Here is a 12,490-nt window from a genome sequence, read left to right on the forward strand (position 1 = left end):
CAACTAGAGTTTGGGATGACAGCAGGATTACACCGACTTTACAGCTTTGTGACAATCACGACGCGCTCGTGTCCGGCTAGATCACGCTGGATGTTGATGAGCGCTTGGGGGTAGTGCTGCTGCACCAGGCTGCGAACAATCTGGCCTTGCCAGGCCCCAATTTCAAAGAGGACAGCCCCGCCTGGACGAAGGTATGCGCCCAAATCCGGGATGATGCGGCGGTACAGATCGGCACCATCGGGGCCGCCATCCAGCGCCAGATGAGGCTCATGAGCCAAGACGTTGGCCTCTACTTCGGCAAGAATCGTGTAGGGCGGATTGCTCACAATCAGGTCTACTGCTTCAGGTAGCGGGGCGAGCAGGTCGCCTTGCAGCAGATGTATCCGTTCACTCAGACCATAGCGAGCAACGTTACGGGCGGCCACCTCCAAGGCCGCAGCAGATACATCGGTAGCATAGAGCAAAGCATGGGGCATATGTGTGGCCAAAGCCAGCGCCAGCGCCCCACTGCCAGTGCCGATGTCGGCAATGCGCAATGGCGCAGGCCGCACCGCATAGGTTGCCGCCTGCGCGAGACACAGGCTCACCAAAAGCTCCGTCTCGGGACGAGGCACCAGCGTAGCCGCAGTAACCTCAAGCGTAAGCCCGTAGAACTCCTTATGGCCAACAATGTAGGCCACTGGTTCAAGTGCGGCACGGCGGGCAAGCGCTCTCACAAACAGGCTCTGCTGGGCCATGCTGGGCTGGTAGCTCCGCTCGGCAATCAGGCGCGCCCGTGGCCAATTCAGCACATGCGCCAACAGCAACTCAGCATCAAGCCGCGGCGTCCGACTCGTAGCCGCAAGTTGGGCCGTCGCCTCGCGTAGCAGTTGATCAATGACCATCAATCAATACGACGCTCGGTAAAATCACTGCCATCAAAGCCGAGTAGCCGCCGCCGCTCATCAATCACCGTCTCAAGATGAACCGGGCGCGTCCAGATCTTATGGATATTCCGCATCGTTTCGCGTGCGTAGTCCAGTTTGAGATCAACCCCTTCGTGGCGGTGGCGCAGGTAGAGCTCGCCCCGATTGTTGTAGTTGCCGTCTTCAACATAGATGAACGGCTGGCCAAAGTTGGTCAGGCGGAAGAGCAACTTCTCTTTGATTTCGCGGAACTCACGCGAGGCAATCTCGTAGAGATCGGTGTCGCGGTTGTAACGGAAGGTGAAGAGTTTATTCTCAATGACAAATTCGGGAGTGAGGAATTCATCAATGAAAGTGACATCGTTGTAGAGTTTGCGGATCTCAAAGATCTTCTGGCGGCCAAGGCCAAGCTGTCGATCCCAATTGCGCTTGGTGGCAAGGTCATCACACTCTTCGTATTCTTTGCCAAACTTGCCCTTATTCCAGCGATCTTCAATATCGCGTAAAAGTTCCAAGCCGAGCTTGTAAGGGTTAAGCCGCCCACCACCCGTTGCCACCACCCCGCTGTGCAGATCGGCGAAGGAGATAATCTCGGAAGCGGAGGCGACCTTCTGGGTCATGATCGTGGAGTGCCAGTAGCTATTGTGATTGATGAAGCCTTGAGCGGCATAGCGGTGGCTCGCGGTGACGGAGATGTCGTAGACAGTGGCGCGACCATGTTCCAGCGCCACAATCTCGTCGCTCCAGTCTTCCCCATTGCCCCAGGGGTGTTGCTCGCTGTAGTGGCGCAGGGCGGCATGTTTGCGCTCGAGGCCAAAGCCAATCTGCATCCAGAAGACCTCAGCCGCGTACCCAGTTATCTGGAGTTGCCAACGGCCATCAGGCTGGCTACTACGGCTAGAGAGAATCCCAAAGTTGAGCAGGAGGAGCTGTACAAGCTCACTCATACGCTCACTGTCCAGCAAGAGCACCACACCCGTGTCGCCAACCAAACCAGCGCTGTCGTAGAGCGCCCGCAGGAAACTGGCAACCACAGGTTCAGGGGAGCGGAGAATGACATCGGGGACGCTCTTGATCCGTGCAGCGCCGCAGGTCTTCATACCGAGATGTTCGAGGAAATCCTCAACCTCGTGGGAGGAGAAGCTGATGCACCAGCGATTGCCGTCTTTACGCCAATCGGGTTCAAGATCGAAGAGGTAGCGCACGAGGCCGGCAAAACTCTCGGCCAGTTCAAGCTCGCCGGTGCTGAGGCCAATCGTGCGGTTCACTTCGCTGATATGGCCATCGCTACAGAGGTAGCCAAGCAGCGCGGCGAGGCGGCCATCAACAACGGAGGGGACGCGAATGGGCTTACGGCGGCCATTGACAGGGCCAAAGCGGGCCATCCCGCCATCGTAGGCAGCGACAAGGGGAGCGAGTTGAGTATCGAATAGTAAGGTCTGCTGACCACCGTGGCAGAAGCGGCGCACGACCTCTGGGGTAGCTTGTAGAACATCAGTGATGGCTTGGATGCTGGTGCGGCGGGTCGGTTGCCAATCGAGTTGCACCATCGCTTGGGGCCAAAGGTGGTCGCCGCCACTGATACACACACGGTCGCCGACGCACAACTCATCGAGGCGGCGCCACGCGCCATCGGGCAGCAAGAGCCGGTGGTTGACCGAACCTTCGAGTTTCAAGCCACGGCGTGTACGAATAGCGATAGTTGGATGATCTGGAAAAACTGCCCAATCATATATTTTTTGATTTTCCTCGCCATCAAACACATCAGAAGTTGCTTTTTCTGCAACAATACTATTAATTTCTACTAAGCCTTGTGAAGAATACAACAAAGAACCACCTTTAACACAGGCCCATCCTTCATTAATCACCTTGGTCATCCCTTGAGGCGCAAAATAGTATGCCTCATCGCGGACAATCTCAAGAATGGTATGCTGCCAACGCTCTAAGGGCGCATAATTCATCAGAAAGAGCAAAATATCCTTCTGGGGATGCTCAGGAAAACGGCGTTGACGGGCGCGATCCTCTGCCAATTTCTTGCGCTGCTCCTCCATATAGGCCGGAGGATTGATATAATCGCGCATATACTCACGCTCAACCTTGAGCCCCTCAACCGTAGCCGGTTCCTCATCATCAATGATCGGCTTATGGGCCTGAGCTTCCGGGCGGCGGATGTAGGGCGAATGGTAATCAATCAGGTTTTCGAGCGAGAGACAGGTATCAATAAAGTCTTCGACCACATCATAGCCAATCCGATCAATGATGCGCTGCACCCGCGTGGCATGGTTGGCCATCGTATCGAGCATCTTGCGATTGGTGTGGGCGAACCACATATTATTCTTAAAGAAGTCTACGTGGCCAGTCACATGGGCCATGACCATCTTCTGGGTGACATCTTCGTTGCCTTCGAGCAGGTAGGCATAGGAAGGATTGGTGTTCACTACCATCTCATAGATCGTCGAACCCGCCCAGACGTGCCCCTTAAGCAGTTGGTCAAAATCCATGCCAAAGCGCCAGTGGGGGTAGCGCGTGGGGAAGCCACCGAAGGCCGCCGTCTCATAGAGCGTGCGGTAGTCGAGGACTTCGTAGATGATAGGATAGAAATCGAGGCCAAAATCGCGGGCGATCTGCTCGATGTTGACGCGTGCGGCTTCGAGTTGGGCGGGGAGACGAGTGTTTTTCATATGTTTGGTGGGGGCAGGAAAGGTGTGCGCGGCAACGTGGTTCCCGCACGCACCCCTCCTGCACAGTTGGGTCACACCCAGAAGAAGTGCTACTTCCCTTTACCCAGAAAATCCTTTATCGTATCGTAAATATCGTCACGCTCGGCGATTTCAGAAATGACGATGCGCTCATCGCTACCCAGGTACTCTTCGAGGTCATGGGCAAAACGGCCCGAACCATAGAGCGAACGTACCTGCCCATAGCAGAAGAGGTTGGATTTGGGCAGCAGTTCGTTTTTGAGCAACTCAATGCACTCACGGGTATCGCCGCCCCCCCAGTTATCGCCATCCGAAAAGTGGAAGGGGTAGACATTCCACTCAACAGCGGGGTAGCGTTCGTCAATCAGCCGATTGCAGAGCTTGTAGGCCGAAGAGATCTTGGTACCACCACCCTCACGGATGTGGTAGAAGGTCTCTTGGTCTACCTCTTTCGCTGCGGCATCGTGTACGATGTAGCGCATTTCGATCTCTTTGTACTGCGAACGAAGCCATGTTTCGATCCAGAAGGCGGTGATACGCACCAATTCCTTCTGCTCGCTGCCCATCGAGCCGGAGACATCCATCATATAGATGATCACCGCATTACTCTCAGGCTGCATGGTCTCCTTCCATGAGCGATAGCGCATATCGTCACGGATCGGCACAACAATGGGATCAGCCATGTCGTAATCGCCAGCAGAGATCTGGCGGCGCAGGGCTTCGCGGTAGGTGCGCTTGAAGTGACGCAACGAATTGGGGCCAGTCCGGCGGATACCGCTGTACTTATCCTTCTCGCTGACAATGTTCTTCTTGCCTTTGGGCTCAATGTTGGGCAATTGCAACTCTTCGCCCAGAATAGCGGCGAGTTCATCAAGCGAGACATCCACCTCAAGGGTGTGCTGCCCTGGCTCGGAGCCTGCTTGGCCCTGCCCCGGCTCGCCATCACCTTGAGCCACCGGATCACCCACATCGCCATCGCCCTGACCGACACCCCCACCCTGTTTCGCCCCATAGCGAAACTGCGGAATGTCAATCTGCGGCAAGGGAATCGAAACATAGCGCTTCCCCTGACGCCCGATCATCTCGCCGTGCGACATGTATTTACGCAGATCTTTTTTTATCTTCCCGCGAACAATCTGGCGAAAACGCCCCATGTCGCGGTCAACACGTTTCATTGACATAGGTTTTTTACGGGGATTTGGGGGCCAAGCCCCCAAAAATTTCTTATCGTGTGATGTTTTGGCGGCTACGCCGCCAAAACGTCACACGATAAAACTAATAATTCCCCTTGGTATCGCCCCGAGCGAAGATCGAAGCAACATAGTTGAGTACATCGGTGGCCGACTGCTCGTTGTAGCCAAAGTCGCGGATGAGCCGCGCCTTCACCACGTCAATCTTCTCTTGGGTATCCTTGTCAATCACCCGCGAGACAAGCGACGTCAGCTTGATGCTATCCTTCTGATCCTCGAAGAGCTTCAATTCCAGCGCCTTATGCAACCGCTCGTTGGTGCGGTAGTCGAAGGTTTTGCCTTCAATCGCAAGAGCACCGATGTAGTTCATAATCTCGCGGCGGAAGTCGTCCTTGCGCGCTTCAGGGATGTCAATCTTCTCCTCAATGCTCCGCATCAGCCGCTCATCCGGCTCTTCGTACTGGCCCGTGTAGCGGTTGCGTACCTTCTCGCGCTGGGTATACGCCTTGATGTTGTCAATATAGTTGCCGCAGAGCCGCTTAATCGCCTCCTCATCGGCGGAGATGGCGCGCTGCACCTCGTTCTTGACAATCTCGGTATACTCCTCACGCACCGTAGCAAGGAGGTCGCGGTAGCGTTTGCGATCCTCTTCGGAGTTGATCAACGCATGGTTCTTAAGCCCACTCTCCAGTTCGTTGATCACCATAAAGGGGTTGATGTAACCCTCCTCTTGGTTGGTAACCAACGCATTGGAGATCTTATCCTGGATATAACGGGCCGAGATGCCCTCCATGCCCTCGCGCAACGCCTCTTTGCGTAGCTCCTTAATGTTGTCCTCGGTAAAACCAGGCAACGATTTGCCATTATAGAGCTTGAGCTTCTGCAGCAACGTAAGGTTGGGCTTCTTGGGGTCTTCAAGCCGGGTCAGTACGGCCCACATCGCCGCCACTTCAAGGGTATGCGGAGCAATATGCACCCGCACACGCTTGCGGTTGAAATCACGGTTGTAGATGCGCTCCTCGTCGCGCAGGCGGGTGACATAGGGAATGTCAATCCGCACCGTGCGATCCTTGAGTGCCTCCATGAATTCGTTGTGTTCTAAGCGTCGGTATTCAGGCTCGTTCGTGTGCCCAAGAATCACCTCATCAATATCGGTCTGGGCAAACTTCTTCGACTTGATGCGGTGTTCCTGGGAAGCGCCAAGCAGGTCGTAGAGGAAGGCAACATCAAGCTTGAGCATCTCGACAAACTCGATGATCCCTCGGTTGGCAATATTGAACTCACCATCAAAATTGAAGGCACGCGGATCAGAATCGGAGCCATAGATGGCGATTTTACGGTAGTTAATATCGCCAGTCAGCTCAGTTGAATCCTGATTCTTCTCGTCCTTGGGCTGGAAGGTGCCAATCCCAACGCGATCCTGCTCACTAAAGAGCAGGCGGCGCACCCGAATATGCTTGATGGCACTCGTCCAATCGCCATCATAGCGGCGCATCAAATCACGGAAGTGGAAGCGGCAGACCGGACAGAGATCGCCACTAATGCGGACTTGCTCTTCAGCAGAATGGCCCTCATTCAACTGCGCCAAAAAGTGCTCACGGTGTTCAAGCGGAACCAGATGGAGCGGCTCCTCGTGCATGGGGCACTTCTCCCACTCCGCTTCGGGCACCTGACGCCAATCGAAGGTAGCGGGATCATCCACCTGACCAAGGTACCAGTCGTAGGTGTAGAGCGCACCCTCATCGGTCTTCGAGTAGTGTTCAAGCCCCTTCTTGAGACGGCGTACAATGGTGGATTTCGAAGAACCAACCGGGCCATGCAGCAACAAGACCCGCTTTTCGGTACCATAGCCCTTTGCAGCACCCTTGAAGAAATTGACCAAGCGCATCAACGGAATTTCGAGGCCAAAGATAGCATCATCGCCATCGAAGGTCTCATCGGAAAAGAAGCGATAGCGAATCAGTCGCTTTTTCGCATCAATGAACTCTTCCGTGCCATACGACATGATCATATCGTAGATGCGCTGAAACGCATTGCGCGTCACTTTGGGGTCTTGGGCAACCAGATCAAGATAATCCGCAAAGCTTCCGCGCCAATTGAGCGTCTGAAACTGCTTGCGGTCTTGGATCGAGCCAAGGAATTGCATCAGCGAAGCGCCATTGACTGTTGACATGGACTCTTCCTCCTAGTGAGGGGGGGATGTGCCGCCCTGCGCCCAAAGGCAACAAGGTACAGCCTAGCCGCCTCGTGGCTCAACGCGAGGTTACAAGTGAGCAGTGGAACAGAGGGAGCCGACGGGCGGAGATTGCTAACGTGCAGTCTGGTTATCGTCAGCCGCTGCGCTGTCGCGCCAGAGCGAAATTGCAAGAAAGCTTGAGAGTTTGTATGGATGCTTGCATTATAACAATGCGCCATAGGCGCGTCAAGGATTTTATGTCGTGTTGGCGTAATGGCGGCGATCAGAAGAGGCGAAGAGGCGAAGCTCTCGCCTCCTCGCCTCCTCGCCTCCTCGCCTCCTCAAAAACGCAAAAGCCCATTGAGACGCCATGTCCGGCTTTCAGCTATCGGCTATCGGCTATCGGCTTTGGTATTACACCTCAACCTCAAGCTCTTGCACAAAGCCTTCCACCGCTTCGGCGCTGTTCACTTGCACCAACGTTGCCTGCGGTGCAATCCGCCGGATCAGCCCGCTGAGCACCTTGCCCGGCCCTACCTCCATGAAGGTTGCGACCCCATCCTGAACCATGCGCTCCACCGAAGCAATCCAGCGCACCGGCGCGACCACCTGGGCGACCAGTTCACGCCGCACCGCCTCCGCTGTCAGCAGTGGCTCCGCCGTCACATTGGCAAGCAGGGGCACCCGAAGATCGCGCACCGTCACCGTGGCAATTGCCTGCGCCATCCCCTCAGCCGCATGGCTCATCAACGGCGAGTGGAAAGCCGCACTCACCTTGAGTGGCAAGACGCGCTTGGCCCCGCGTGCCCGCGCAGATTGCCCCGCCTGCTCCACTGCCACACTGCTCCCACTGATAACCAACTGATCGGGCGCGTTGTAATTGGCGACCACTACGGTACTCAAGGCTGGTGAATGATCCGCAAGGCGCTCACACACCTCACGACAGACCTCCTCCAGCGTAGCCACATCTAGTCCAATCACAGCAGCCATCGTCCCCTCGTGGGCCTCAGCCATCAATTGGCCCCGCAGCCGCACCAAGCGCAGTGCCGTCGCAAAATCGAGCGCCCCACCCGCTACGAGTGCCGAATATTCACCCAAGCTATGGCCCGCCACCACTGCTGGTGCAGGTAGCAAACCCCCGTGGGCCTCTTCAAGCGCCCGCAACAGCGCCACACTTGTCGTCAACAAAGCGGGCTGGGCATACTCCGTAGCCGTCAGCAGTGCCTCCGGGCCCTCAAAGCAGAAACGGGTCAACGGCAGCTCAAGCGTCGCATCAGCCTCCTCAAAGACCTGCCGCGCCGCCAACGATCCCTCGTACAGATCACGGCCCATACCTACTACTTGCGACCCCTGGCCGGGGAAGACCCACGCTGTTTTCATCATGTTTTTGATCTATATGGGGTGTGAAAGCTACGCTTTCACACCCCCGTTGGTGGAATATATGCTTGGGGCCATACCCCAATCTGTTGCCAATAAAGCGTTGGGATGTTCTAGGGTGAAGGCAACGCTGTTCTTTTGCGTTCTCTTGCGGCAATGAATAGGTCTTTTTTCCTCTTTCCTCTTTCCTCGTTTCTATTTCCTACCCATGCCCATGCCCCCAACGCACCACACTCGACCCCCAGGTCAAACCGCCACCAAAGGCCGTGAGCAACACAAGATCACCGGCAACAATGCGCCCCTGCTCGGCAGCCTCATAGAGCGCAATCGGCACCGATGCCGCTGATGTATTCCCATAACGATCCAGGTTAACAAACACACGCTCCATAGGTAAGCCAAGCCGCTTAGCTACTGCCTCAATGATCCGCACATTAGCCTGATGGGGCACCACCAGCCTGATGGCATCAAAGCTCACCCCAGCCTCAACCACAGCCTGCTCTGCCGACTCGCACATACCGCGTACCGCATGCTTGAAGATCTCGCGCCCATTCATATAGACATACTGGCGACGTTGGGTAAGCAACTCTGGGGTTATTGGCAGCAGAGTGCCACCGGCATCCACCGCCATAAGCGTCTCCCCCCCGCCCCATGCCCCCATATTGCTTGCCAGCGCACCAAAGGGCGCTTCGTCTGCCCGCAGTACCACCGCCCCGGCACCATCGCCAAAGAGGACACAGGTGTTGCGATCATCCCAATCAATCAAATGGGTAAAGACATCAGCCGCAATCAGCAACAACACATGGCTGACCCCACTGCGAACCAAGCTTGTCCCCACGCTCAACCCATAGACAAAGCCACTACAGGCCGCCACAAGATCAAACGCAGCCGTGCGACCCATGCCAAGTTGCTGCTGCACTGCACAAGCCGTTGCAGGAAAGGGCCGATCGGGCGTACATGTCGCTACAATCAGCGTGTCCACCGCCTCTGGCCCCAAGCCAGCTTGTGCCAATGCAGCACGACCAGCAGCAGCAGCCAGAACCGAGGTCGGTTCATCAGGGCCAGCAACATAGCGCTGTAGGATACCAGTCCGCGAGCGAATCCATTCGTCCGAGGTCTCAATCCGCTCGGCCAGTTCATCATTCGTAACCAGCCGACGCGGCAGCGCCATGCCCCAACCCACAATCGCCGCATAGCGCGAGCTATTCACACGCGCCACCTTCCATAATCAAAGGGCACCAGCGCAACCTTTGCGTGCTGATGCCCCTCACGAATGCACCGAACCATACCATGTGCAGAGGATTGCATCTGCATGTACTGCACCTCTGCATTGAACAATACGCGCCTGTCTAAGAGGCTGTCTGAAAAGTCTCTGGGTTGGCGTTGGAGTGCCGGCTTTAGCCGGCTAAAGCCGGCACTCCAGCGTGTGCCTCCCGGCTTTTCAGACAACTTCTCACCCCTACTCTTCCGTCGGAGCAAGCTTAAGCACCTGACGGCCCTTGTAGGTTCCACAATTCTTACACACATAATGTGCCCGCATCTTTTGCCCACAACGCGGGCACGTCGCCATGACGGGCGGCGTCAAGGCCAAATGCTGACGGCGGTTGCCACGGCGGTGGCGCGAGACTTTTCGCTTCGGTACTGCACCCATACTACGTTCAACTCCTACCACTGCGTCGGTTATGGCGCTCGGCCCATGCCTTGAGCGCTTGTACATCAGGTTCGCCGCCGTCCTGCTCTGCCGAACGTTCCGGCGCGACTTCCATCACCTCGTCGTCGTCCTCAAGCCCCTCAGATTGCACCGTATAGCTCACGGGTTGGTCACGGTAGGCCGGACTCACCGGATTGAGCGGTAACGCAAGCAACGTATACTCACGCAGCGCCTCGCCAATATCCGCCATATGCAACTCATTGAGCAGAAACGGATCATCCTCAGTTGGTTGCGGCAGCCCACCACCTGTGAAGATGTCTACCACCGCATGGAATTGGTCAGCAAAGGCCACTTCTACGGGATAGTCAAACTCTTCCAGTGAGCGCACACACATGATGCGCACCACTCCTTGAGCCTTTGCATTGGCCCAAACACCGCTGGCGGTACGGGTAAAACGCACCGTACCACGAACCTCCCGGAGCATCAACTGCTCATCAAGCGGTAACGCCTGCTCGGTAAATTCGTAGTCTCGGCGCGAGCCCATCTCTTCGCGGAGGAGCTGTGCAAGATTAAATTTGAGATCTGTCATCACTCAAGCACTGCGGCACAGCAGCATGAGGCTCCAAACGCCGCATTATAGGCGCGAGATCGCGCCTTGTCAAATATGGCCCCACACCCTCTTTTTGTTGCTGTTTGGCGGCTTCGCCGCCAAACAGCAACAAAAAAGAGTTTGGAACATAGCCCCAACGAACTTGACCTAGAAATTACACACCCTTTTTCACATTCCCATCAAGGGCAATGAGGCCATTGCGTACACTGGTGCTGAGTTTCGTCAAGCGTTCATCAAGTTCTTCGAGTACCTGGCGTGCATAGACATCAGCCCCAGCCCGCACTTGTGCAGCCTCCTGTTCAGCCAGTTGCAATAAGCGGGCACGTTCCTCATCAACCGCCTCCAACAGGCCACGCTCCTCAAGGACTTGCTGCACCCGCGTCTGAGCCTCAGTAATCAGGCGCTCTTGCTCCTGAATGATCCGCCGCGCCCGCTTCTGTTCCTCAGGGATGGCGACCCGCATACGATCAATGATGTCGAGCATACGTTCCTCGTCTACCATCAGCCGGCCACTAAATGGCACACGCCGACCTTCGGCAAGGGCGTCCTCCAGCTCATCTATCAGGTCGTCAAGCTCGATGGTCGTCACCCCCTTTGTGCAAACTTTTCGCGGAGCGCCGCAACAATATGTGGCGGCACAAACTCTACCGGATCGCGCCCCAAGCCAGCAATTTCACGCACGGCACTCGAGCTAATATGGGCAAAACGGCGGCTGGCCATCAGCACCACCACCTCCACCTCACTATCGAGGGTCTGGTTCAGTTGCGCCATATTGTACTCGGACTCAAAATCGCTTACCGTCCGTAACCCACGGATGAGCGCCACCGCCCCCAGTTGACGCGCCAGATCGACGGTCAAACCTGTGTAGGTTGTCACCTCAACCTGGGGCAACTCCACCAACGCCACTTGCAGTAAGGCCAGCCGTTCATCGGTAGTGAAGAGCAAATTCTTCTGGGGCCGATCAAAAACAGCCATGATCACCCGATCAAAGAGCTTAGAGGCCCGTGCGGCAATCTCTAAGTGGGCGTAGGTGACCGGATCAAAGCTACCTGGATAAACGGCAATACGCATGGTATTTCAGCGAGGCGAAGCAGGGTATGGCATGACTGTGCTTCTTAGAAGCTGTCTGAAAAGCCGGGGAGCACACGCTGGAGTGCCGGCTTTAGCCGGCTAAAGCCGGCACTCCAACACCAACCTATAGACTTTTCAGACAGCCTCTTAGATCATGGCTTAACTAATGTCACCCTCATCTGCTTCAAGCTCATAAATAGAGAAACAACTGTCACCTAAACGACGAAACTTGATCCGCTGTACCCCTTGGTATGTATCAGCCAAGCTAACCCGTGGCGAATGGCCCACGATCAATAGCCCACCAAGCCGCCCCACCTGCGTCTTCACCACCAGACCAAGCGTCTGTTCAATCGCTGGATCAGCATAGGGCGGATCCATCATAACATAATCGTAGCGTCGTGCCCCCCGCTGACTCACCAAGAAGCGATCAACCGCCATGGTATGCACCCGCCCATACTCAGCCAAGCGAGTATGGGCCAAGTTAGCCTTGATGATCGTGCAAACGTGGGCGCTCTGCTCAACAAAATCGGCCCACTCTGCTCCCCGCGAGAGAAACTCAATCCCTAGTGAACCCGTCCCGGCATACAGGTCAAGAACCTGCCCCTGAATAGGCCCATAGCCCTCCAACACCGAGAAGAGCGACTCCTTCACCCGATCCAGCATCGGGCGCGTCGCCAAACCCTTCGGTGCCTTCAACCTATGCCCTTTTGCCCGCCCGGTAATAACCCGCATAGCACCTTCGAGGAACAGAGGAGCAAATGAACAAATGAACTGAGGAACAAATGAACAGATTTTTAACCGATAGGTTCTTCTG

The 12,490-nt window shown here is 55.9% G+C and carries 11 protein-coding genes; all 11 read right to left on the reverse strand.

The window, feature by feature from the left end; all coding sequences use genetic code 11:
- Nucleotides 1-38 precede the first annotated feature (38 nt).
- The 11 genes from prmC to rsmD all read right to left on the reverse strand — a co-directional run bounded on the left by prmC (nucleotide 39) and on the right by rsmD (nucleotide 12,408).
- Nucleotides 39-884 (reverse strand): peptide chain release factor N(5)-glutamine methyltransferase, encoded by an 846-nt coding sequence (gene prmC, locus CJ255_RS04890; protein ID WP_097642973.1) that lies wholly within the window; start codon nucleotides 882-884, stop codon nucleotides 39-41.
- Complete coding sequence (locus CJ255_RS04895) at nucleotides 884-3,586, reverse strand: SpoVR family protein (protein ID WP_097642974.1); 2,703 nt, start codon at nucleotides 3,584-3,586, stop codon at nucleotides 884-886. Before CJ255_RS04895 ends, prmC begins: the two co-directional genes overlap by 1 nt.
- Before the next feature lie 89 nt (nucleotides 3,587-3,675).
- A complete protein-coding gene (locus CJ255_RS04900; RefSeq protein ID WP_245863197.1) occupies nucleotides 3,676-4,779 on the reverse strand; it encodes a DUF444 family protein in 1,104 nt (367 codons plus the stop codon).
- A gap of 100 nt (nucleotides 4,780-4,879) precedes the next feature.
- Entirely contained in the window at nucleotides 4,880-6,967 is a 2,088-nt protein-coding gene (locus CJ255_RS04905; RefSeq protein ID WP_097642976.1) for a PrkA family serine protein kinase, read from the reverse strand.
- Nucleotides 6,968-7,384: 417 nt separating this feature from the next.
- Nucleotides 7,385-8,353 carry an ACP S-malonyltransferase gene (gene fabD, locus CJ255_RS04910; protein ID WP_174714052.1) on the reverse strand — a complete coding sequence of 323 codons (969 nt, stop codon included), beginning with the start codon at nucleotides 8,351-8,353 and terminating at the stop codon, nucleotides 7,385-7,387.
- Between the two features lie 196 nt (nucleotides 8,354-8,549).
- Nucleotides 8,550-9,554 carry a beta-ketoacyl-ACP synthase III gene (locus CJ255_RS04915; protein ID WP_097642977.1) on the reverse strand — a complete coding sequence of 335 codons (1,005 nt, stop codon included), beginning with the start codon at nucleotides 9,552-9,554 and terminating at the stop codon, nucleotides 8,550-8,552.
- A 249-nt stretch (nucleotides 9,555-9,803) separates the two neighbouring features.
- Nucleotides 9,804-10,061, reverse strand: coding sequence for a 50S ribosomal protein L32 (gene rpmF, locus CJ255_RS04920; RefSeq protein ID WP_320410729.1), 258 nt, complete (start codon nucleotides 10,059-10,061; stop codon nucleotides 9,804-9,806).
- Nucleotides 10,003-10,584 (reverse strand): YceD family protein, encoded by a 582-nt coding sequence (locus CJ255_RS04925; protein ID WP_097642979.1) that lies wholly within the window; start codon nucleotides 10,582-10,584, stop codon nucleotides 10,003-10,005. Before CJ255_RS04925 ends, rpmF begins: the two co-directional genes overlap by 59 nt.
- Before the next feature lie 175 nt (nucleotides 10,585-10,759).
- Nucleotides 10,760-11,194, reverse strand: a complete 435-nt coding sequence (locus CJ255_RS04930; protein ID WP_097642980.1) for a Na/Pi cotransporter family protein — start codon at nucleotides 11,192-11,194, stop codon at nucleotides 10,760-10,762.
- Nucleotides 11,191-11,676 carry a pantetheine-phosphate adenylyltransferase gene (gene coaD, locus CJ255_RS04935; protein ID WP_097642981.1) on the reverse strand — a complete coding sequence of 162 codons (486 nt, stop codon included), beginning with the start codon at nucleotides 11,674-11,676 and terminating at the stop codon, nucleotides 11,191-11,193. Before coaD ends, CJ255_RS04930 begins: the two co-directional genes overlap by 4 nt.
- Nucleotides 11,677-11,835: 159 nt before the next feature.
- Nucleotides 11,836-12,408 carry a 16S rRNA (guanine(966)-N(2))-methyltransferase RsmD gene (gene rsmD / locus CJ255_RS04940; RefSeq protein ID WP_097642982.1) on the reverse strand — a complete coding sequence of 191 codons (573 nt, stop codon included), beginning with the start codon at nucleotides 12,406-12,408 and terminating at the stop codon, nucleotides 11,836-11,838.
- Nucleotides 12,409-12,490 lie beyond the last annotated feature (82 nt).

Source organism: Candidatus Viridilinea mediisalina (assembly GCF_002532535.1).
Taxonomy (GTDB): domain Bacteria; phylum Chloroflexota; class Chloroflexia; order Chloroflexales; family Chloroflexaceae; genus Viridilinea; species Viridilinea mediisalina.

Coding starts and splice junctions, on each gene's coding strand:
- prmC (WP_097642973.1), bottom strand. CDS start 884: ATGGTCATTGATCAACTGCTACGCGAGGCGACGGCCCAACTTGCGGCT.
- CJ255_RS04895 (WP_097642974.1), bottom strand. CDS start 3,586: ATGAAAAACACTCGTCTCCCCGCCCAACTCGAAGCCGCACGCGTCAAC.
- CJ255_RS04900 (WP_245863197.1), bottom strand. CDS start 4,779: ATGAAACGTGTTGACCGCGACATGGGGCGTTTTCGCCAGATTGTTCGC.
- CJ255_RS04905 (WP_097642976.1), bottom strand. CDS start 6,967: ATGTCAACAGTCAATGGCGCTTCGCTGATGCAATTCCTTGGCTCGATC.
- fabD (WP_174714052.1), bottom strand. CDS start 8,353: ATGATGAAAACAGCGTGGGTCTTCCCCGGCCAGGGGTCGCAAGTAGTA.
- rpmF (WP_320410729.1), bottom strand. CDS start 10,061: ATGTACAAGCGCTCAAGGCATGGGCCGAGCGCCATAACCGACGCAGTG.
- CJ255_RS04925 (WP_097642979.1), bottom strand. CDS start 10,584: ATGACAGATCTCAAATTTAATCTTGCACAGCTCCTCCGCGAAGAGATG.
- coaD (WP_097642981.1), bottom strand. CDS start 11,676: ATGCGTATTGCCGTTTATCCAGGTAGCTTTGATCCGGTCACCTACGCC.
- rsmD (WP_097642982.1), bottom strand. CDS start 12,408: ATGCGGGTTATTACCGGGCGGGCAAAAGGGCATAGGTTGAAGGCACCG.